18 protein-coding genes are annotated in these 21,481 nt (G+C 50.5%); 7 read left to right on the forward strand and 11 right to left on the reverse strand.

What is annotated here, in order from left to right:
• The 9 genes from ACW73I_RS17160 to smc all read right to left on the reverse strand — a co-directional run.
• Nucleotides 1-234, reverse strand: a 234-nt coding sequence (locus tag ACW73I_RS17160; protein ID WP_458030652.1) for a pyridoxine 5'-phosphate synthase, incomplete at its 3' end; no start/stop codon positions are given.
• Between the two features lie 87 nt (nucleotides 235-321).
• Complete coding sequence (gene recO / locus ACW73I_RS17165; RefSeq protein ID WP_458030653.1) at nucleotides 322-1,026, reverse strand: DNA repair protein RecO; 705 nt, start codon at nucleotides 1,024-1,026, stop codon at nucleotides 322-324.
• Nucleotides 1,027-1,032: 6 nt separating this feature from the next.
• Complete coding sequence (gene era, locus ACW73I_RS17170; protein WP_458030654.1) at nucleotides 1,033-1,920, reverse strand: GTPase Era; 888 nt, start codon at nucleotides 1,918-1,920, stop codon at nucleotides 1,033-1,035.
• Nucleotides 1,920-2,600, reverse strand: coding sequence for a ribonuclease III (gene rnc / locus ACW73I_RS17175; protein ID WP_458030655.1), 681 nt, complete (start codon nucleotides 2,598-2,600; stop codon nucleotides 1,920-1,922). Before rnc ends, era begins: the two co-directional genes overlap by 1 nt.
• Nucleotides 2,597-2,974, reverse strand: coding sequence for a DUF4845 domain-containing protein (locus tag ACW73I_RS17180; RefSeq protein ID WP_458030656.1), 378 nt, complete (start codon nucleotides 2,972-2,974; stop codon nucleotides 2,597-2,599). The genes rnc and ACW73I_RS17180 overlap by 4 nt, the downstream gene beginning before the upstream one ends.
• Before the next feature lie 27 nt (nucleotides 2,975-3,001).
• Nucleotides 3,002-3,778, reverse strand: coding sequence for a signal peptidase I (gene lepB / locus ACW73I_RS17185; RefSeq protein ID WP_458030657.1), 777 nt, complete (start codon nucleotides 3,776-3,778; stop codon nucleotides 3,002-3,004).
• A 12-nt stretch (nucleotides 3,779-3,790) separates the two neighbouring features.
• The gene (lepA, locus tag ACW73I_RS17190) at nucleotides 3,791-5,590 is read right to left on the reverse strand and encodes a translation elongation factor 4 (RefSeq protein WP_458030658.1); all 1,800 of its coding nucleotides are present in this window, start codon (nucleotides 5,588-5,590) and stop codon (nucleotides 3,791-3,793) included.
• Nucleotides 5,591-5,656: 66 nt separating this feature from the next.
• The gene (locus ACW73I_RS17195) at nucleotides 5,657-6,355 is read right to left on the reverse strand and encodes a cell division protein ZipA C-terminal FtsZ-binding domain-containing protein (protein WP_458030659.1); all 699 of its coding nucleotides are present in this window, start codon (nucleotides 6,353-6,355) and stop codon (nucleotides 5,657-5,659) included.
• Nucleotides 6,355-9,858, reverse strand: a complete 3,504-nt coding sequence (smc, locus tag ACW73I_RS17200) for a chromosome segregation protein SMC (protein WP_458030660.1) — start codon at nucleotides 9,856-9,858, stop codon at nucleotides 6,355-6,357. Before smc ends, ACW73I_RS17195 begins: the two co-directional genes overlap by 1 nt.
• 231 nt (nucleotides 9,859-10,089) lie before the next feature.
• Here smc and corA point away from each other — a divergent pair, with 231 nt between their 5' ends.
• From corA to ACW73I_RS17235, 7 genes are all read left to right on the forward strand, one after another.
• Nucleotides 10,090-11,055, forward strand: a complete 966-nt coding sequence (gene corA, locus ACW73I_RS17205) for a magnesium/cobalt transporter CorA (protein WP_458030710.1) — start codon at nucleotides 10,090-10,092, stop codon at nucleotides 11,053-11,055.
• A gap of 92 nt (nucleotides 11,056-11,147) precedes the next feature.
• Entirely contained in the window at nucleotides 11,148-12,677 is a 1,530-nt protein-coding gene (locus tag ACW73I_RS17210; protein ID WP_458030661.1) for a phytoene desaturase family protein, read from the forward strand.
• The gene (locus ACW73I_RS17215) at nucleotides 12,674-14,266 is read left to right on the forward strand and encodes an aldehyde dehydrogenase family protein (protein WP_458030662.1); all 1,593 of its coding nucleotides are present in this window, start codon (nucleotides 12,674-12,676) and stop codon (nucleotides 14,264-14,266) included. Before ACW73I_RS17210 ends, ACW73I_RS17215 begins: the two co-directional genes overlap by 4 nt.
• A 2-nt stretch (nucleotides 14,267-14,268) precedes the next feature.
• Nucleotides 14,269-15,759 carry a phytoene desaturase family protein gene (locus tag ACW73I_RS17220; protein WP_458030663.1) on the forward strand — a complete coding sequence of 497 codons (1,491 nt, stop codon included), beginning with the start codon at nucleotides 14,269-14,271 and terminating at the stop codon, nucleotides 15,757-15,759.
• Nucleotides 15,760-16,814: 1,055 nt separating this feature from the next.
• The gene (locus ACW73I_RS17225) at nucleotides 16,815-17,204 is read left to right on the forward strand and encodes a hypothetical protein (RefSeq protein WP_458030664.1); all 390 of its coding nucleotides are present in this window, start codon (nucleotides 16,815-16,817) and stop codon (nucleotides 17,202-17,204) included.
• A gap of 350 nt (nucleotides 17,205-17,554) precedes the next feature.
• Nucleotides 17,555-17,770, forward strand: coding sequence for a cold-shock protein (locus tag ACW73I_RS17230; RefSeq protein ID WP_458030665.1), 216 nt, complete (start codon nucleotides 17,555-17,557; stop codon nucleotides 17,768-17,770).
• Between the two features lie 170 nt (nucleotides 17,771-17,940).
• Complete coding sequence (locus ACW73I_RS17235; protein WP_458030666.1) at nucleotides 17,941-18,102, forward strand: hypothetical protein; 162 nt, start codon at nucleotides 17,941-17,943, stop codon at nucleotides 18,100-18,102.
• A 250-nt stretch (nucleotides 18,103-18,352) separates the two neighbouring features.
• On the opposite strand, the gene ACW73I_RS17240 is transcribed toward ACW73I_RS17235, so the two are convergent.
• Nucleotides 18,353-20,767: an FtsX-like permease family protein gene (locus ACW73I_RS17240; RefSeq protein WP_458030667.1), complete on the reverse strand. Its 2,415-nt coding sequence runs from the start codon at nucleotides 20,765-20,767 to the stop codon at nucleotides 18,353-18,355.
• Nucleotides 20,764-21,462 (reverse strand): ABC transporter ATP-binding protein, encoded by a 699-nt coding sequence (locus ACW73I_RS17245; protein WP_458030668.1) that lies wholly within the window; start codon nucleotides 21,460-21,462, stop codon nucleotides 20,764-20,766. The genes ACW73I_RS17240 and ACW73I_RS17245 overlap by 4 nt, the downstream gene beginning before the upstream one ends.
• Nucleotides 21,463-21,481: the final 19 nt, after the last annotated feature.

Here is a 21,481-nt window from a genome sequence, read left to right on the forward strand (position 1 = left end):
GGTAACCGCCATCTCCAAATTCAGCTTGGTATGCAAAAGATCTTTCAACAAATGGATATCCCTATCTTGAATATGACGCCTATCTTCTCTCAAATGCGCGGTAATGCCGTCGGCACCCGCCTGTTCCGAAATCAGAGCCGCTTGTATCGGATCCGGATAACGGGTGCCCCTAGCTTGACGCAAGGTCGCAACATGATCAATATTTACACCCAATAAAATAATTTGTTTTTCCATTGAATCCTGATTCACAAATGGATGTTTAAATAATCGAATATAGCGGCAAGGAACTAAGCTCGGCCCCGCTAAACAGCTGACTTACCCTCATAGATATTTTACGATCCTCGCCAAAACCGCGCGGCTCTTCAATGGCTGCCCTTGCAAATGCACATCTAACATTTCGCGCAGCAAACGTTTCGTCTCGGCCAACGCTTCTCCGACCAAAGCCCGTTTAGCGCTCAGCGCCAGCAAGGTATTTCCTCCGACATAGCCGTTACTATCTTCGACTATACCAACGCCGGAAAGAAATTTATAGCGACGATAAACGCCGACTTTACTATTGCCGACTTGTTCTATATCCAACTGAACACCATAACCCGTTTCATTTAACAAATCTAATTCAAAATAACGCAAGCTTTGTTCTATACATTCCCGGTCCAGCAGGGCCTGTAGACAACCCTGATAACAACAAAATAGATGTGGATGCGGATCGTGTTTATGCAAAAACTTCTGCACTAATTCGTTGACATAAAAGCCACAATACAAGCCGAGCCTTTCCAAGGAATAGCTGAGGACATATTCGGCATGTGTTAGGACTTTTAGCTCGTTTTTATCGAGGTAGGTAAGCCGCAATAATGAAAAAGGCTGAAGTAGCCCAACTGTCTTCGACTTGTTTTTCCGCACGCCCTTAGCCAAGATAGAAACGATACCAAAGTCGCGGGTAAATACATCGAGCAGCACACTGCTCTCTCGATACGGCCGGTGTTGCAGAATAAATGCCGGCTGCAGATACACCGCAGATTCGACCATTGCGTGTTACTCGCTGTCGAGAAACCCCAAGCTCTGCAGGGCGCGCTCGCTGTCGGACCAGCCTTTTTTTACCTTCACCCACAATTGCAGATAAACCTTTTGGTCGAGTAGTTTCTCGATATCGGCACGCGCCTCGATACCGATTTTTTTCAGCATCTCACCTTGTTTACCGATGACGATGCTTTTCTGACTGCTACGCTCGACCCAGATATTGGCGTATATTTTGGTCAGGTTGGGGTGCTCTTCGTACATCTCGATCTCGACGGTGAGCGCATAAGGCAGTTCGTCTCCCAATCGGCGCGTAAGCTTTTCCCTTACGATTTCGGCAACAAAGAAGCGCTCGGGCCTATCGGTGATCTGATCTTCCGGATAGATGGGTTCCGCTTCGGGTAACAGTGCCATAATATGGCGCTCCAATACATCCAGGTTGATATTTTTTAATGCCGAAATCGGTACGATCTGTTCAAACGGGTATTTCTCTTTGGCTCCCGCAAAAAACGCCAGTACCGCGTCCTTATCCTTAACTTTATCGATTTTATTCACGGCCAAAATCACAGGCAAACCGGCGCGTTTTAATTTTTCGAAAATCCGCTCATCGTATTCATCCCAAAATAAACCGTCGAGCAACCATACGACCACATCCACTCCAAGCAAAGTGCTTTCGGCGGTTTTATTCAAATAACGGTTCAACACCCGCTTTTCGTCGCCGTGCATGCCTGGCGTATCCATAAAAACCGCCTGGCCTGCTTCGGTGGTTTTGATCCCTAAGACCCGGTGCCGAGTCGTTTGCGGCTTCCTCGAGGTAATACTCAGCTTTTGTCCTAATAGATGATTCATCAAGGTCGACTTACCAACGTTAGGCCTACCGATTAACGCGACATATCCGCAATGCATTAGTCTTGATCTTCCAACAGAATTAACATGTTCTCTGCGGCCGCCTGCTCTGCTTTTTTACGCGAAATACCGGTACCGACCGTAGTTTCAATAATAAGCGGTACACGGCATTTAACTTCAAAAATTTGGGCATGATCGGCACCCGACATGCTGATCAGTTCGTACACAGGTAGTTCCTTTTTCCGGGCTTGCATCAATTCCTGTAAGCGAGTCTTGGGATCTTTGTTCCAGCTATCCAGCTTAATACCGGCTAATTTGTCGGCAAACAAATCCAATATCCACTGCCGACAGACATCCACCCCTTGATCCAACAGCAGGGCACCCATAATTGCTTCCAGCGCATCCGACAAAATGGAGTCGCGCCGGTAGCCGCCGCTCTTAAGTTCTCCCGAACCTAGGATCAAGTAATCGCCTATATTATGCTGCCTAGCCAATTCGGCTAGCGAGCTCTGGTTGACGAGACTGGCACGCAGACGACTTAAAATGCCTTCCCCAGCCTCCGGAAATTGTGCATATAGCTTCTCGGCAATAACAAAGCCCAGTACCGAGTCGCCCAAATATTCCAAGCGTTCGTTATTATGGCCACTCGCGCTGCGATGAGTTAATGCCGTCCTAAACAATTGGGGCTGACTAAATGTCAGCCCCAACTTTCCGGCAAGTACTTCCGGCTTTTTAATCACTTATCACCAACTTCAAACCCCTCGTGAAACTCCACCAATACGCTTAGATTACCCATAATTGGTTCGACCCGTTCGTAATCGACATTCACTTTGACATAACCCGGCTGAGCGACAATCTTGATATCGTCGTGGGTCACATATTCAACGTAATTCATATTAAAGCGCTTATCGATGCTGGTTAAAATCTCCTGCCTGGTTTTACTGGTAATATTCGTGCTTTGCTCGACCGCTGCCAAGGCGTTTTTTACTTTGCTGTTATTGAAATAGATCGGCGCAATTTTCAGCACCAGCAACGTAAAAAAAGCGATTAGACCTAATATAAAAACCAAAGAAATAAAAGTTAAACCGCGTTGTTTATTCGGCAAAGATTGCATTCGGCCCTCCCATGTCAGCTAAATTACTCATTGCAGAATAGTCCCAAGCCGATTAAAAGCAATGCCGTTATTCTGCCAATCCCAATTCATCCAAATTAAGAATGCCTTGCCGACCAGATTAGCTTCGGGCACCATACCCCAATAGCGGCTATCATTGCTGTTATCGCGATTGTCGCCCATGACAAAATACTGTCCCTTAGGTACGACAAATACGTCCTCGACGGTCGGAACACCGTTGCTAATCAAAATCTGATGATTAACCCCGGTCAAATTCTCTTCCAAAAGTTCGGCCCCGGTCATGCTTGTGCCTTGGCCCACGCCCTGATAACGGCCTAAAGACGTTTGCTTAATCGGTTGACCGTTTACATAGAGTTTCTTATCGAAATAAGCAATTCGATCGCCGGGCAAACCGATGACTCTTTTGATGTAATCGACCGTCGGCTGTTTCGGAAAGCGGAAGACCACGATATCGCCCCGTTCCGGCTCCCCAAGCTCGATGATCTTATCGTTAAGCACCGGTAACCGTACGCCATAGCTGAATTTGTTGACCAGTATAAAATCGCCGATTAATAAAGTAGGCATCATCGATCCCGATGGAATCCTAAACGGTTCAACCAAAAAGGAACGCAACAACAACACGATCAGCACTACCGGGAAGAATGAGCGGGCGTATTCAACCAACAACGGCTCTTTCTCGAGCTCATACGATTGGTGCGCCCATTTCAAATAAAGCCAATAGGCGCCCCAAACCACACCGGTCACCATTGTGGCCGCCACTAGAAAAAAAGAAAAATCGTAATCCATGTTTGACTGCCGTTATTCTTTGTTGACTTGTAACACCGCCAGAAACGCTTCCTGCGGAATTTCGATACTTCCGACCTGTTTCATACGCTTTTTACCCGCCTTCTGTTTTTCCAACAATTTTTTCTTACGGGTGATATCGCCGCCGTAACACTTGGCCGTGACGTTTTTGCGCATCGCTTTGACCGTCGAGCGAGCGATAATCTTGGAACCGATTGCCGCTTGAATGGCCACTTCGTACATTTGCCTCGGAATCAGGTCCTTCATTTTTTCGACTAAATCCCGACCACGGCTCTGGCTTTGATCACGATGCACGATAATCGATAACGCATCCACTTTGTCGCTGTTGATCAAGACATCTAATTTGACTAACGGCGCCGGATCAAAGCGCAAAAACTCGTAATCGAATGACGCATAGCCGCGACTGACCGATTTTAGACGGTCGAAGAAATCCAACACCACCTCGCTTAACGGCAATTCATAATTCAGCGAAACTTGCGCGCCTGCATAATGCATGTTTTTCTGTACGCCTCGCTTTTCGACGCACAAGTTAATGACATTACCCAGATAAGTCTGCGGCACCAGAATATTGGCCAAGATGATGGGTTCGCGAACTTCCTTTATCGTGCCCGGATCAGGCAGTTTTGCCGGGTTGTCCACCATGATCACTTCGCCGTTATTGGTTTCCACCTCGTACACCACGGTCGGCGCAGTCGTGATCAAATCGATATCGTATTCGCGCTCCAATCGCTCCTGCACGATTTCCATATGCAACATACCCAAAAAGCCGCAACGAAAACCGAAACCCAAAGCCTGCGACGTCTCGGCTTCATAATTCAGCGCCGAATCGTTCAGCCTCAATTTGTCCAGCGCTTCGCGCATGTCGCCGAAATCGTCGGAACTGACCGGATATAGCCCGGCGAATACCCGAGGCTGCACCTTTTCAAAGCCCGGCAATGCCGCAGAAGCCGGGCAGTCGGTAAGCGTAATCGTATCCCCCACCGGCGCGCCGAAAATATCCTTTATACCGGCAATAATAAAGCCCACCTCACCGGTACCTAATCGCTGCTTTTCCGTTTGCTTGGGCGTATAGACGCCCAACTTTTCGACCAGGAAAGATTTGCCGGTCGACATCACGGTAATCTTTTGTTTGCGCCGCAAACTACCGTTGACGATGCGCACTAGCGACACCACTCCCTGATAGTTGTCGAACCATGAATCTATGATCAATGCCTGCAAAGGCCGGTCTTCATCGCCGGTCGGCGGCGGAATCTTACGTACCAACTGCTCGAGAACCGATTCCACATTCAACCCGGTCTTGGCGCTGATTTGACAGGCCTCGTCGGCAGGAATTCCGATCACGTCTTCTATCTCAGACATGACCCGTTCCGGCTCCGCCGACGGCAAATCGATTTTATTAAGGACGGGTAAGACCTCCAATCCCTGTTCGATAGCGGTATAACAGTTGGCCACGCTTTGCGCCTCTACGCCTTGCGCCGCATCAACAATCAGCAACGCCCCTTCGCAAGCGGCTAAAGAACGCGAAACTTCGTAGGAAAAATCCACATGGCCCGGCGTATCGATGAAATTGAGTTGGTAGATTTCGCCGTCAGCGGCTTTGTAATTGAGTGTAACACTTTGAGCTTTTATCGTAATGCCTCGCTCCCTTTCCAAATCCATCGAATCGAGCACTTGCGCTTCCATTTCCCTTTCGCTTAATCCTCCGCAGATTTGAATGAAGCGATCCGCCAATGTCGACTTTCCATGATCGATGTGGGCGATGATCGAAAAGTTTCTAATATGTTTTTGATCCACTGATTGACTACTATTGTGACTGTGATTAGGAGAGCGGACTGCTCTCGATGATTCCGTAAATGGGCCTTACTCAGCCAACATTTGGCGAAACTGGGCTATGGTTTCGGCGGTTAACGGTTGCCGTTGATTATCCCAAACCACACCGTCTAACTCGGTAGCTAAAATATCGATGGTTTCCATGAAATCATCAAACACGGTCAGCGGATCATCGACTTCGCGCGGCTGCATATAAAACACAATGCCGGGACAATAAAACCGGTCGAGACCGGTATCAGGAAAAGTGCCCGGCTCGATCATGCTGGCAACTGCGAAATCAACCAAACGGTTGTCATCGATTCGCTCGAACACCTTGACGCTGCCGTAGACCAGGCCGACTCTTTCAAATGCCTCAAACAAATCCTCTCCGTTAAATCCTTCATCGGCGCGAGCGACGAGGCTGAACTCGATCAGCGCAGGCAAGGTTCTTTTTGCCGGCGCCGGTTTGGGAGCGGCCGCCTTAGGCGATTCTTTATGTAATGGCTTAATCGTCTCTTCATCGAGCAAGGCGTCGCCATCGACTATGTTATCCAATGGAAAAAGATCCATTTCGTCTTCGTCTTCGTCTACTTCAAACTCTCCACCGGGAAAATCATACTCAGAGTCCTCAAAGTAGTCATCGGCGTCGCGACGCTCGCGCAAGGATTTAAAGAAATGCCATATCAACATGCCGATCATCACCAGCATGCCGATCAAAATAATCACGACTCTCAATAATTCTTTATCCATTAGCTTTCCGCCATGCTCACCGCTTCATCAATATCCACCGCCACCATTCTAGATACCCCGGGTTCTCTCATGGTAACACCTGCCAAATGTTTTGCAATTTCCATAGTGACCTTATTATGGGAAATGTATAGGAACTGAACCGCCGTCGACATATCCTCCACCATTTTCGAAAATCGTACCACGTTAGCATCATCCAGTGGCGCATCCACTTCATCCAACAGACAAAACGGCGCGGGGTTGAGTTCGAAGATAGAAAACACCAAGGCCACGGCGGTCAAAGCCTTCTCTCCGCCCGACAACAAATGTATCGAACTATTCCGCTTGCCGGGCGGTCGAGCAATGATATTAACACCCGCTTCCAGCACGTCCGGTTCGGTCAGCTCCAGATAGGCTTGGCCGCCGCCGAACAAACGCGGAAATTTTTCCTGCAAACCGCTGTTGATTTTATCGAAAGTTTCGCGAAAACGCTGACGACTCTCTCGATCAATTTTACTGATTGCCTGTTCCAAGGTGTTTAGCGCTTCGACCAAATCGTCATGTTGTTCATTTAAAAACTTGATCCGTTCGGATTGAGTTTTATATTCTTCTATTGCCGTCAGATTGATCGAACCCAATTTTTCGATCTGGTCGTCAATCTCGTCCAGTCGGCGCTTCCATGACGATTCATTGGCCTGTTCCGGCAGGTTGGCTAGAATAGCCTGCGGTTCCGCATCGATTTCGGTCAATTGCTCGGCCATGGTCTGTTGTCGAACTCGGCTATCCTGCTGTTCAAATCTAATCTTATCCAGCGCTTCTTTTTGTTTTTCCAACTCCCGTTGCGTGGTCGCGTACAGATCGGCCAACTGGCTAACGGATTGCTCGCTGGCCTGTTGGGCCTGACGTTCGGCCGCTAACTCGGCCTCAAACAATTGCCTTTTTTGCAGCAATTGTTCCAGCAACATTTTTTCGTCGTCAAGCGGCGATAGTGTAAATTCTAATTTATTTTTCAGTTCAGCAATGCGATCGGCCGATTGTTGATGTTGCACCTGCAATCGCTCTATCTGTTTGAGCGTCAACCCTTCCGAAGTCTTCAACGATTCGATCTGAGCATGCAAGCGCTGCAAATGCTGTCTGGCTTCATCTACCGACGCATCGGTATCTTGCTGCTGCGACTGGATCTGTTGGCTCAATTGTTCCAATTGCCGCTTTTTTTCAGCCATTTCGTCCAAAGACAGTTCGGCATCCTGTTTAAGCAATTCAGATTCCGATATGTTTTCGGCGTTTTCGGCCAGATGCTCGCTGATTTCGGCGATTTCATGATCCAGTTGTTCCAATCTTCGCTTATGTTGTTCGAACCTGGCCGACTGTGCGCTGAATTCCGCGCTTTTGGCCGAATATTCCGCCGCCAGCCTTTTTTCCTGCTGCTGGTAATGCTCGCGGCTGCTTTCGGCCGTTTTCAATGCGTGTTCGCAGTCTTCCAAGCGCTGTTCGTCTTCGCCTATAAGCAATTGCAAATCGTTCTGGCACTGTTTCAACTCGCGCAATTCTTTTTCCCTATGCAACACGCCGGCTTTGCTGTCGCTGCCTCGGCTAATCTTAATCCAGTCTCGGCCAACCCAAGTACCGTCGGCCAATACCGCAGACTCATGCGCCCGTAGTTCCATTTGCCGGGCCGTTTTCATCGATTCGGCGCAATAAATTCCGTCCAATAGGCTGGATAAATCCCAGGCGCTGCGCAGCTTGCCGGCCAGAGTTACCTTATCCGCGACCCCACCCGTTTTTGCAGCCGCCCTAGTCTCGAATACGACCAAGGATTGTTTATTGAGCTCCTGCAGCTCGGTCAAAATACTTTCGGCACTATCGATACAAATCGCTTCCAGATAACTACCCAATACGGTTTCCACCGCCGTTTCCCAGCCCTCTTCAGCTTCCAAAAACTCCGCAAGCCGCGGCTGCTGCTCCAGGCCGACCTGCTCAAGCCAAGCGATCAGCTCCTTTTTATCCTTGCCCATCGCATGCTGCTGCAGCAGCTCTAACGAGCTGATTTTGCCGTTTATCTTTTGCAACTGAGCGCGGCTATCGTGCAACTGATCGTGTAAGCGCTTAATTTCGGGCCTGAGATCGGCAATACGCTGCAATACATTGTCCAGCTGTTGTTGTAATTGATCGCGTTCGGATTCTATCGCTTCGATACTGCCTTCCAAGGCTTCCAGCTCAATTTTCATTTGCTCATCCGCCAAACCGCCGCGTTCGCCCTGTAATTTATCCAAGCGTATTTGCAATTGCCGGTTCTGGTTCTGCAGATGAGCCAGCTTGGTGCGCTGCACCTCCGCCTGTTCCCGATAGCCGGCATTCTCGGCCAAAAAAGCTTCCCATTGCTGCTGCCATTGCTGTTTCTGGTCGCGTGCGTCCTGCTGTAGGCCCAGCAAATCTTCTTCTCTGGCTTTGGCTGCAATTAAGGTCTCTTCGGCTTCCACCAAAGTGTACCGAATCTCTTCGAGTTGTTGCCTATCCAGCTCGCATTCCTCTTGTGCGTGCTCGGCCTGCTGCTTCAAGCGCTGAATCTCGATTGCGGTTTCCTCTTGCGTTTTTTCGCTGTGCTTGATGGCTTGTTCCAAACGGCTAACTTCACCGACCACCGCATAATATTCGGCCTGGGCCGCGTCCAAATGCTGCTGCTGCGCTTTTTGTTCGCCGCGCTCCAATTCCATAGCTTTTTCCGTGTCGCGCAACTGCACGAACAGACGATTGTGTTCTTCGGCGATAGCCTGCAACTTGGCTTCCAATTGCTGGGCATTTTGTTGGAAACTCTGCCAACGCATCGCCAGCAATTCCTGCTTATATTGGCGTTCCTGTTTTTTTAGATCGGTGTACTTTTCAGCCTTCTCGGCTTGTTTAGCCAGATTTTTTAATTGCTTTTCGACCTCATCGCGCAAATCGTTCAAACGTTCCAGGTTCTCGCGGGTATGGCGCATGCGGGTTTCGGTTTCCGAGCGCCTCTCTTTATATTTGGACACACCGGCCGCTTCCTCGATATGTATCCTCAGGTCTTCCGGTTTGGCCTCAACCATACGCGAAATCGTACCCTGCTCTATAATGGCGTAGCTTCGAGACCCCAGCCCCGTACCCAAAAACAAATCGGTAATATCCTTGCGTCGGCATTTAGAACCATTCAGCATAAACAAGGACTGTCCGTCGCGGCTGACTTGACGTTTGATCGAAATCGAAGCGTATTTCGAATACTCCCCGCCGGCTTTACCTTCGCTGTTATCGAATACCAGTTCCACCGACGCCATACTGACCGGCTTGCGCCCGGACGATCCGTTAAAAATGACGTCGGCCATATTGCCGCCGCGTAAATGCTTTGCCGAGCTTTCCCCCATCACCCAACGCACCGCGTCGATGATGTTGGATTTACCGCATCCGTTAGGGCCGACAATCGCGGTTAGGTTGCCGTTGATCGGTATTGTGGTAGGATCGACAAAGGATTTGAAACCAGACAGTTTAATTTTTTCCAGCTTCATAAAGACTGAACGCGCTCGGTGCCTTTTAATAAAATCCGTTATTATTAACGAAATCGGGATAATTTTGGAATGGTTTTTATTTTAAGCGCACTTCTTCGTAACCGTGCAAACCATTTTATTTTTTGTCAAAAATAAGCGACTGATAGAATTTTTCCATCTTTTACGCTAAACAACTTGGCGGCAGTCTGCCCGATTAGGAGAACCACTTTGACGAAAGCAGCCGGCCACAACATGATCATGAAAGGCGTCGCCTATAAATCCGGCAAAAGCCAAGGCGACATTCGCATAGAAGACGTCGTCGACGTCATCAAACAAGCCAATACTTTTGTCTGGCTGGGCTTGCGCGAACCCGACCCCGAATTGCTCAGCGAGATCCAAAAAGCCTTCGGCCTGCACGAGCTTGCGATCGAAGACGCCCGCTCGGCACATCAACGACCGAAATTGGACGAATACGGCGACTCATTGTTTCTGGTATTGCATACGGCAACCTTGACCGATCACGGCATCGAATTCGGCGAAACCCATTTCTTCGTCGGCAATCAATTCCTGGTAACGGTTCGTCATGGCGCTTCGCACAGCCTGACAAAGGTCCGCGCCCATTGCGAAGCCTTACCGCAGCAATTGGCCAAAGGTCCCGGTTTCGCACTATATGCGGTGATGGACTTCATAGTCGACAACTATATGCCGGTCTTGGATGGCTTGCAGGAACGTTTTGACGAGCTGGAGTCGGCTATTTTTGCAAACCACCCCGGCCGCCAGACTATGGAAGGTCTTTACGAATTGAAGCGCTCGCTGATCCAAATGCAGGCCGTCATATTACCGGTGGCCGACATTTGTAACGTGTTGATGCATCAAGCCGACATCAACATTCCCAAAGACGTGCGCGTATATTTTCGCGACGTCGCCGACCATATCAGCCGCATAAACCGCTCCATTCACAGCATGCTGGAAATGCTGGTGGCGGCCATGCAAGTTCATTTGACCTTCGAAACCGTGCGCCAGAACGAAGTCGTCAAACGTTTGGCCGGATGGGGAGCGGTTCTGGCCATACCCACCATGGTGTTTAGCTTATACGGCATGAATTTCAAACATATGCCCGAATTGGGCGGCGAATATGCCTATCCGACCGTGGTCGGCGGCGTCGCCTTAATTAGTTTATTACTGTATTGGCGCTTGAAGCATGCTGGCTGGCTGTAACCAAAACGGCTTGCCAAAAAAAGACATCGTAATTTCCGCTTTCGCTGGTAGATTAAGGCAATTTGAGCAGCCCTCCAGATACAATAATCATCATGTCTAACTCGAAACACATCATCATCGTCGGCGCCGGCCCCGGAGGTCTTTGCGCAGGCATGCTGTTGAGCCAGCGCGGTTTTAAAGTCTCAGTATTCGACAAAAACGCCGAAGTCGGCGGCCGCAACCGCGCGATAAAGGTAAACGGATTCACCTTCGATACCGGTCCGACCTTTCTATTGATGAAGGGCGTCCTCGACGAAATGTTCGAATTATGCGAGCGGCGCAGTGAGGACTATCTGGAGTTTCAAGCCTTGAACCCGATGTATAGGCTGGTCTATGACGACAGAGCCTTGTCGGTCTATTCCGACCGTAATCAAATGCGCGCAGAATTGAACCGGGTGTTCGACGAAGGCAGCTCGGGCTACGATCATTTTATTGTCAACGAACGTAGGCGCTTTAGCCATCTTTATCCCTGCATCACCCGCGATTACTCGAGCCTGGCGTCGTTTTTGTCGCTGGACTTGATCAAGGCATTGCCTTGGCTGGCATTCCCCAAAACCGTATTCGACAATTTGGGACAATATTTTAATCAGGAAAAAATGCGCCTGGCATTTTCATTCCAATCCAAGTACCTAGGCATGTCGCCGTGGGAGTGTCCGGCCTTGTTCACGATGTTGCCTTATCTTGAGCATGATTACGGCATTTATCACGTCAAAGGCGGCTTGAACCGTATTTCGGCCGCGATGGCCAAGGTCATAGTCGAAAACGGCGGCAATATTCACACCGACAGTCCGGTGGAATCGTTGATCGTAGAGAACCATGCGTGCAAAGGCGTTACGTTAACGAACGGCGATCAGGTTCGCGGCGATGAAGTTGTGATCAACGCCGACTTTGCCTATGCCATGAGCCATTTGTTGATCCCCGGCACGCTGAACAAATACGACCATCAACGTTTGAAAAAACTCGAATATTCCTGTTCTACTTTCATGCTGTATCTCGGTCTGGATAAGATTTTCGATCTCCCGCATCACAGCATCGTTTTCGCCAAGGATTACCACACCAATATCCGAAACATATTCAAAAACAAAACCTTAAGCTCCGATTTTTCGTTTTACGTGCAAAACGCGTGCGTTTCCGACCAGAGCTTGGCACCAGCCGGCAAATCCACCTTATACGTATTGGTGCCTATGCCGAACAACGACAGCGGTTTGGACTGGCCTACCCGGGTAGAGGCCGTACGCGAAAGCGTGTTGGACATGCTGAGTATCCGCCTGAGACTCAACAACATTCGCCGGCATATCGAATGCGAAAAAATCATCACGCCACAAACCTGGGAAACGAAAGAAAACGTCTACAAAGGCGCGACCTTCAGCCTGTCGCATAAATTCAGCCAGATGTTGTACTGGCGGCCGCATAACCGTTTCGAGGAGCTGGCCAACTGCTATCTGGTCGGCGGCGGAACTCATCCCGGCAGCGGCCTGCCGACTATCTACGAATCGGCGCGGATTTCCAGTAATTTGATCAGCAAAAAACATCGCGTGGCGTTCAAGGAAATCGGCCAAAGCCGCTGGCTGAAGAACACATGAGCGCAATCAAAGCCATCTCGCCTATCGACGGCTCATTGATCGGCGAATTCGAAATCACGTCGGCCGAGGCGATACGGCAAAAAATGCAGGCCGCTCGCCAAGCAAGCGTCGAATGGGCCGAAGTGCCGGTCAAACGTCGATCGAAAATATTGGCCGGATTGATCCCCCTGCTGTTATCGGAAACGGACAATATCTGCGATCTGATCGTACAAACCACCGGCAAGGTCCGCACCGAAGCCTTGTTAGGCGAAATTTATCCGATTTTGGATTTATGTCGTTATTACCAACGACACGCCTCAACCATCCTGGCTCCGGCCAATGTCGCTACCTCTCCCAAGAGTTTTCCGGCCTCGACTGCCCGGATTGATCGCAAACCCTACGGCGTCGTCGCGGTCATTTCGCCGTGGAATTATCCGTTTCAATTGTCGTTGGCACCTGCATTGACGGCCTTATTCGCCGGCAACGCGGTCATATTGAAACCTTCGGAACTGTCCTTGCCTCTTGGACAATTAATCATCGATTTATTCAGCAAGCTGAATCTCCCGCCCGATCTGGTGCAATGGGCCGCGGGCAACGGCCAAACCGGACAGCAGTTAATAGACGCAAGACCCGACTTGGTATTGTTTACCGGTACTCTGACCGCCGGCCGCTCCGTTATGAAACGAGCAGCCCGGCACCCGATACCGGTCATCATGGAATTGGGCGGCAAAGATCCAATGATCGTGTTTGCCGATGCGGACCTAAACCGGGCGGCGGATGCGGCGTTGTACGGCGCCTTCTCCAACAGCGGCCAAGCCTGCGTTTCGGTCGAACGCCTGTATGTGCAGCGGGAATGCCACGAAGAATTTTTGCAATTACTGTTTAACGGTGTCGCCGAATTACGTGTCGGACACGGCGAGTTCGGCGATTTGGGCGCCATGACCAGCAGTGGGCAGATAGAGGTGGTCAGGGCTCATTACAACGACGCCCTTGCCCAAGGCGCCGTGGCTTCGGGGCCATTGCTATGCAATGGTTCGTACGTTCAACCGGTCGTACTGCGGAACGTGCACCACGGCATGCGAGTCATGCGCGAGGAAACCTTCGGCCCCTTGCTGCCGGTCATGGCCTTCGACGACGAGGACCAGGCCGTGCAACTGGCCAACGATAGCGAACAAGGTTTGAATGCCAGCATTTGGAGTCGAGACATCGGCAAGGCGGAGCGAGTCGCCAAGCGCATCGAAACCGGCAACTGGGTGGTCAACGACGTTTTGAAAAACATAGGTCACGCCGGCCTGCCGTTCGGCGGCGTCAAAAACAGCGGCTTCGGCCGTTATCACGGCGCCGAAGGCCTACTCAATTTCACCTATCCGGTAGCGGGCGTCACCAACCGCAGCCGCCTGCCCAAGGAGCCCAACTGGTTTCCTTATAGCGGCCGGCGTTACCAACAATTCAAGAGTTATTTGGACTTCGTCTACGGCGGCGGTATCTGGCTGCAGCGCGCCCGCCGCAATTCGCAAACCTTGCAAGCCTTTAGGGAATATTCCGCCATCGATTGGAATCAGGCCTGGCATAACCTGCAACTGATGCTGCCTTGGAAATGGAGAGAATGAAAATGCCAAAATCCGAAGCGCTTAAAATCGTCGTGATCGGTGCCGGCCTAGGCGGCCTGTCGGCTGCGATTTCGTTGGCAAGCGAAGGTTTTAAGGTCGATCTGCTGGAAAAAAACGATAAAGTCGGCGGCAAACTTAACGTCCTTTGCAAGGACGGATTTACCTTCGACTTGGGACCGTCCATCCTGACGATGCCGCACATATTCCAGGCGCTGTTCGAACGCGCCGGCAAAAACATGGCCGATTACGTCGAAATCCAACGAGTCGAACCGCATTGGCGCAATTTCTTCGAAGACGGCACGGTCGTCGACTTGTGCACGGACTCAGTCAGGCAGCGGCTGGAACTGGAAAAACTCGGCACCGATACCGCCGCCGAATTCGAACGTTTCATGGCTTATGCGAAAAAACTCGGCCAGGAAACCGAAGCCGGCTATTTCGCCAAGGGCCTGGATTCCTTTTGGGAACTGTTCAAATTCTACGGCCCCTTGCGCAGCCTGAAGTTCGACGTGTTCCGCAGCATGGATCAAGGCGTCCGGCGTTTCATCTCCAACCCGAAACTGGTCGACATCCTGAACTACTTCATCAAATACGTCGGCTCTTCGCCTTACGACGCGCCGGCGTTGATGAACCTGCTACCCTATATCCAATACGAATACGGACTGTGGTACGTGCGAGGCGGCATGTACGGCTTGGCCCAGGCTCTGGAAAAACTGGCTTTGGAACTGGGGATAAGCATTCGATTGAATAGCGAAGTCGCCGAAATACAAGTCGATGGCGGACGCGTCAGCGGCGTTGCGTTACAAAACGGCGAAATGCTGAAAGCCGACATCGTCGTATCCAACATGGAAGTCATTCCGGCCATGCAACACCTGCTGCACAGCCCGCAAAGCGAGCTGAAAAAAATGCGCCGCTTCGAGCCCAGCTGTTCGGGCCTGGTGCTGCATTTGGGCGTGGACCGCATCTACCCGCAGCTGGCCCACCACAACTTTTTCTATTCGGCCCGTCCGCGCGAACATTTCGATGCGGTATTCAAAAACCATCGCCTGTCCGACGATCCGACCATCTACCTCGTCGCTCCTTGCAAGACCGATCCGACCCAAGCCCCGGCAGGCCACGAAATCATCAAAATCCTGCCGCACATCCCGCACATCGACCCGGAAAAACCGTTGGCGGCCAACGATTATCGGGCCTTGCGCGAACGAGTGCTGATCAAATTGGAGCGCATGGGCCTGAGCGATTTACGCAAACACATCGTCAGCGAGGAATGCTGGACGCCTCCGGATATTCAGTCCAAATACTATTCCAACCTGGGTTCGATTTACGGCGTCGTCGCGGACCGCTGGAAAAATATGGGCTTCAAAGCCCCGCAACGCAGCAGCCGGTTTTCCAACCTGTATTTCGTTGGCGGAAGCGTGAATCCCGGCGGCGGCATGCCCATGGTGGTGCTGTCGGGGCAATTGGTCAGGGACAAGATTTTGGCGGATTTGAAATAACCTTTACAACCCCTCTCGCTGAGGAAAGAGGCCTGAGCGAAGGCGAGGTTTGTGTAACTATCGCGATGATGTTTGAGTCGGTTTTCAACAAAACATCCATACTTCTCACTCCGTCACATGCAAAGCATCTGTTCTGACAATCTGCCGGGCCAACGGCCTGGATACTTTCATTACGAAAACCGTTACTAGTTCCCGCACCCTAGCCAGCCGTTAACCGTTAAATTCGCTCCCGGCAAATTTGCGCTCGTCAGATTTGAACGGAGATTTCGAATAGACTTCCCAACCCGTAAGTAGAACGCCATGCATGTTTGCATCGCCCCAAAAAGTTATCCTGTCAAACATCCGGCGCCCGGTGCTTCGACAAACGGGGACTTTCTAATTTTGACCAGCAATTGCAAAAAACGAACTTTAGTAGTCGCCGAACTTTGTAATCCAGTGTCTGCGATCAAGCGCGTTGGAGACCAAACGATTCCAACGACGGTCGAAACGAAATGAATTGAAAGTTATGGAAGGTAACCGTCCTTGGCAATTGCTATGCGCGTACCTTTGATAATCAGGCGGATTTACGACGGCCAAATCCAATGAGGCTGGCAATGACACCACCGAACAAGCAGATAGGTGAAGGTATGGTTACCGCAGCAACATTACCAGGCGCAACGGCCCAGACGTTACTGTGTCGTGGAATGTCACCGTTCATCAGAGTAAAATTATTAACCGTTCCAAACAGCGGTCGCGCAACATCTGCATTGCTCTCACTCGTCAGGCTCGATGTCCAAACGAAGCTAATAATATGCCAACAACAATTACGTAATACGCCTATGGTTTGATCTTAACGGAGAAGGCAATTCGGCAAATATATGTGAATAACCCATATGGTGTGTTATTTCACACAAATACATAATCCTCGCAAGGCGGAACGCCTAACGGCATTCGCCCAACCCTCAACCCTACTCCCATCAGAAACACCGTTAAATAAGGATTTAACAAATTTCCTTTAGCACCCTTAATTAGAGAGTAGAATCGGATAAGCCTATTTTGGCATTTGGAGAATAATAATGAAAAAAATAAATTTTGCCTTACTTTTCCTTAGCTTATCTTTCTTAACCTCTTCCGTAATAGCCGAAAGCCTTTTGAAATCCACAGAGGATGTTATCGGTTCTTGGAAATTGGACCACACTAAAAAATCAACGACCAGCACTGAAATCATCAAGCGCGAGGACACTTGGACTTTCAAGAATGGCTCGGTCACCATTACCCATATTCCTCGTGACGGAACTTATTATGACCAACCACCCGTCAATTATGAGATTGAGGACGGTAAGTTAAAGGTAGCGTTGTTAGGACGGTCGGATAAATTTGACACATTTACTTTAATAGAAAAAGACGATAAAAGCATGACGCTAAAAGGCAAATATGGTGACATTTACTTTTTTACTAAAAAATAGTTTTTTAGCGCTTTTGACGGCAGCACCCATCTGAAATGCATGCGTTGGATTTGACCATTTTTATGGTTAGGCTATGAACCTAAGTTATTTCGCGGCTTACAAAAAATGTCGGCGTTTCTGCGTCGAGAATAAAGGAATGCCGGCATTTGCATAGATTAGATTGACAACCATGCGAATTAGCCTACAATGGAACTCGGCTAGAAAATACGCTTTACCTTTGTTTACCAATTCGATCTCTCGTCTGTAGTTGTTCGTCCTGTTTTTCATTTCGTAATTCACGCATTTACCAGCTTTATTCGCCTTAATTGAGTTAAGGTTTATCCAAATATTTAATTTTTATAGGACTTATTATGTCTACAACAACTACCGGTATCGTTAAATGGTTTAATTCAGACAAAGGCTTCGGCTTTATCGAACAAAAACAAGGTCCGGACGTATTCGTACATTTCAGAAATATTCTGGCTTCCAATGGCGGCTACAAAACGCTGAATGAAGGTCAACATGTACAATTCAAACTGGGCCGCGGCCCTAAAGGCCCGCAGGCTGAAGAAGTCACCATAATCTAAATGTGAAGGCCGGAATCTTATATCGCAAAGATTCCGGCCTACCTAATTCCGAACCGCGCACCCATCGATGACTAACTTAAACGTTAGCCGAACAGATGACGGACCAATAAATCTAACATCCTATCGCCCATTTCGGCGTCAGTCCAAAAGCCAATTCAAACATCTTATCTATGACACATCCATCCCAAAAAGGCATGCTAATGACCTTACAAACACCAGCAACACCCTTACCGCGCCAAGACTGGAGCTACGATCAATATTTCCTGGCTCAAATCAATAAAAACAAGAAAAAACACCAAGACAAAAACGGCGCCCCTTTAAAAACCAACTGACCGTGTCCTGACGAAGGTATCGCATGGAAAACCATAAAGCCCGGTAGGCACCGCTGCTTGTACCCGTGCGGATTGAAATGGTGGGCAAAGTTACCCGGCTTACATCTGCTGTTGGCCGCAGATGGTTTCATCGGACATCCGAACCCAGATCACTAGACCAGCGCTCCCGGCTTTTCGTGCCTACACTCCCCCAAACGGCGGCATACTGCTCACTGGAGTTCTACATATTCCGTTGTAAAGCAAAACCGACTCAATACCTCAAACTCTCTCTAACCGTCATCCGAGCAGCCTTCCGTGCCGGCCAGTACGACGCACCCCAAGCCAGCAGCAAGACGACGCCTAACCAGTAAAAAACAGCATTGAAATCGAACACGAAATCTAATGCTATACCAAACAAAATCTTGCCCAATTCTTTGGCAATCGGTTCCGCCGCCAAGTAAGCCAGCGGCACGCTGATCAACCAGGCAACGACGCCGTGTAACAAGCCTTCCAACAAAAACAAACTAAATACCGCTCTGGCCGGCGCGCCGACCGCGCGTAGTACGCCGATCTCGCGGCGGCGTTGCAAAACGCCTATCGCTAGCGTACCGGACAGACCTATGCCGCCGACAGCCGCTATCATCGCCGCCAACCCTAACAAGGTGCCGATGACCGAATCGAATTGATTGCGGACGAATTGCCGTTGTTCCAGCTTGCCCTGGGTCGTGTAGGCGTCAAGCTTGACGCCTTGCTTTTCGAAGGCTTGCCGCAGTCGACGCAAATAGTCGGCTTCGTCCGCCGGATTGTTTACGTCCGCGGCTATCAACGCAAAAGAAGCTTGATCTGCGCGTCCGCTAAGCGCTTGCACGGTTTCCAGCGGCGCATAAACCGGTTCCACTGCGTAACCGTTGCCGGCCAGCCAGCGATATAGACCGATTATCTTCCAAGTTTGCCACGAGGAACCGATACGTAGCCCGACCTCATCGCCGGGCCGGATGCCGTTCGCCGCGGCGGTGTCGGCTCCGATGATCAAAACTTTGTCGCCCATATCGCCGGCCCGAAACCAACGGCCATGCTGAATCAGCGGCTCATACAGCCGGCTTTGCGCCGGCAAAGCCATCAACTGCAAACCGAGGCTACCCTTCTGTCTCAGCTGTTCGCCGTTTTTGCTTAACTCCAGCGGCTGACGCAGCCAGGTTTCGAACGTCGCGGACGAATCGACATCATCAAGCACATCTTCGATTCGGGCCGCGGATTGGTCCGTACTAAACCCCAGGCGCACCGCGTAGCGGCTGTGGGCCATTTCCCTATCCAGCATCAAATTCAACGATGCGACGAGACTGGTCAACAACAAAAACGCGCCGCCCGCCACGATTAATACGCTTTGGGTCAGCAGCAGCCTGGCTTTCCGCCGGAACAGATTGCCGAGTGCCGCCGCGTAGATGGTCGGCAAGAAACGCATGCCGAACCACTCGACCATCCTGTCCAACCGACTTCGGCCGAATTCGCCGCCCAAGCCGTAACTGGCAATCGCGACCCTGACCGTCATCGAAGCCCCTCGCACGACAGGGCCTATTGCCGCAAAAAGAGGCATTAACAGGCCTCCGAACACCGTGTATGCGACGGCACGTTCCGAATAGCTGTAATTATCGCAAGCGACATTGAACAGGCTCAGCACTTTGCAGGAGCTGAAATGGGCGGCAAACAATGCTGCAGGCAAGGCCAATACAATCGCCAAAAACGCCAACAGCAAGGTTTCCGACAAATATAAACCGGCAACGGTAATCGAACGAGCCCCCAAGGCTTTCATGACGCCAATTTGATCGGTTTGTCGGACGACATGTGCGGACACGGTATTGAAGATCAACACGCAAGCTAAAACCAAGGACGCTACCGCCATGACCTGCAACACAAAATTGATGCCGGCCATAAACGGCCTGCCCCAATGCCGCTCCGGGTCTTGCAATAAAGTCACGTTAACTGCGATGCCGTGCTGACTGAGTAATAGCCGAATTTTGCTTGCAAGCTTTCTGGCCCTATCTTCGCCATAAGGTTCAAGCACGCGTACCAATAGTTGTCTAAAACTTTCGGCAGGAACACCGAAAGCTTCGGCTGTCGCAGCATCGGCGAAAAAATGCAATTGGCCGCCGAATTTCGGAGGCTTGACGAAGGGATGCCGCACGATGCCGTTTACCTTTAAGATGCTTGAGCCTTGATTGGTTTCGAACTCAAATTCGTCGCCGATAACAATGCCGGCATAACTCGCCGACAGGTTCTCAACGGCGATTCGCCCCTTATCCGGCCAGTTTCCTTCCTCTAAGCTGCTGATATCGTAATGCTGCCCGCCATAATCCGGCCGCACGATCAAGGTGCCCAATTGCCAATCGCCGCCGCCGGGTTTACGAAAACGCACGCTCAGCTGCGTCATATAATCGACCCCGGCCACACCGGGCAAGGCTTTTATTTTATCCAGCAGCGTTACTTCCGCATCCCGACGCAAAATCAGGCTGATATGCGATGGCTGCGACAGGCGGTGCGACTCATCCATTTGGCTGAGCTGTAGATCGATCATACCGAACAAGGTGCCGACACAGAACACGCCGGCTGCGATACTGGCGATCGCCAGCCAACTTCCGGCCTTGTCTTGCCAAAGGTCGGCCCACAATTTATGCCGCAAAACATTCAACCGATTTCTCCAGCCGCCATGTCGGCATGAATTCTACCGCCGCGAATCTCCAGCTTACGGTCTGCGGCATCGGCCAAATCTTCATTATGCGTCACCATGACCAAGGTCTTGCCTTGGTCTTTCAGATGCGTGAACAAATCGAATACCGTACCGGCCGTGGCCGCATCCAGGTTACCGGTCGGTTCGTCGGCGACGATCAAGGGCGGATCATTGGCCAACGCTCTGGCGATCGCCGCCCGCTGCTGCTGACCGCCGGAAACTTGGCCGGGTAGACGGTCGGCGGCTTCGGCCAATCCGACTCGATCCAGTAATTGCAGCGCTCTCTCCCGCCGCTGGCGTTTAGATAACTTACCCAAAAAATCCATCGGCAACACAACGTTCTGCAGCAGATTCAAGGCCGGCAATAATTGAAAGAACTGGAACACGATACCGACATTGGCGCCGCGCCACAGGGTCAGTTTTTCGTTGCCAAGGCTTTGCAGGGCCGAATCGTTGACGATGACCGCACCCCGGTTGGGATGATCGATGCCTGCCATCAGATTCAACAAGGTTGACTTGCCGTTTCCTGAGGGGCCGACTATGGCAACGAATTCGCCCGCAAAAATGTCCAGGTTGATGTCGTGCAACACGGTTTGCATAATGCCGGCCTGCGGATAATGTTTGTATACATGTTTTAACTCGATGATCTTTTTCATGGCACCGGCAAAATCGGTT

It is taken from the genome of Methylomonas sp. MgM2, assembly GCF_054172045.1.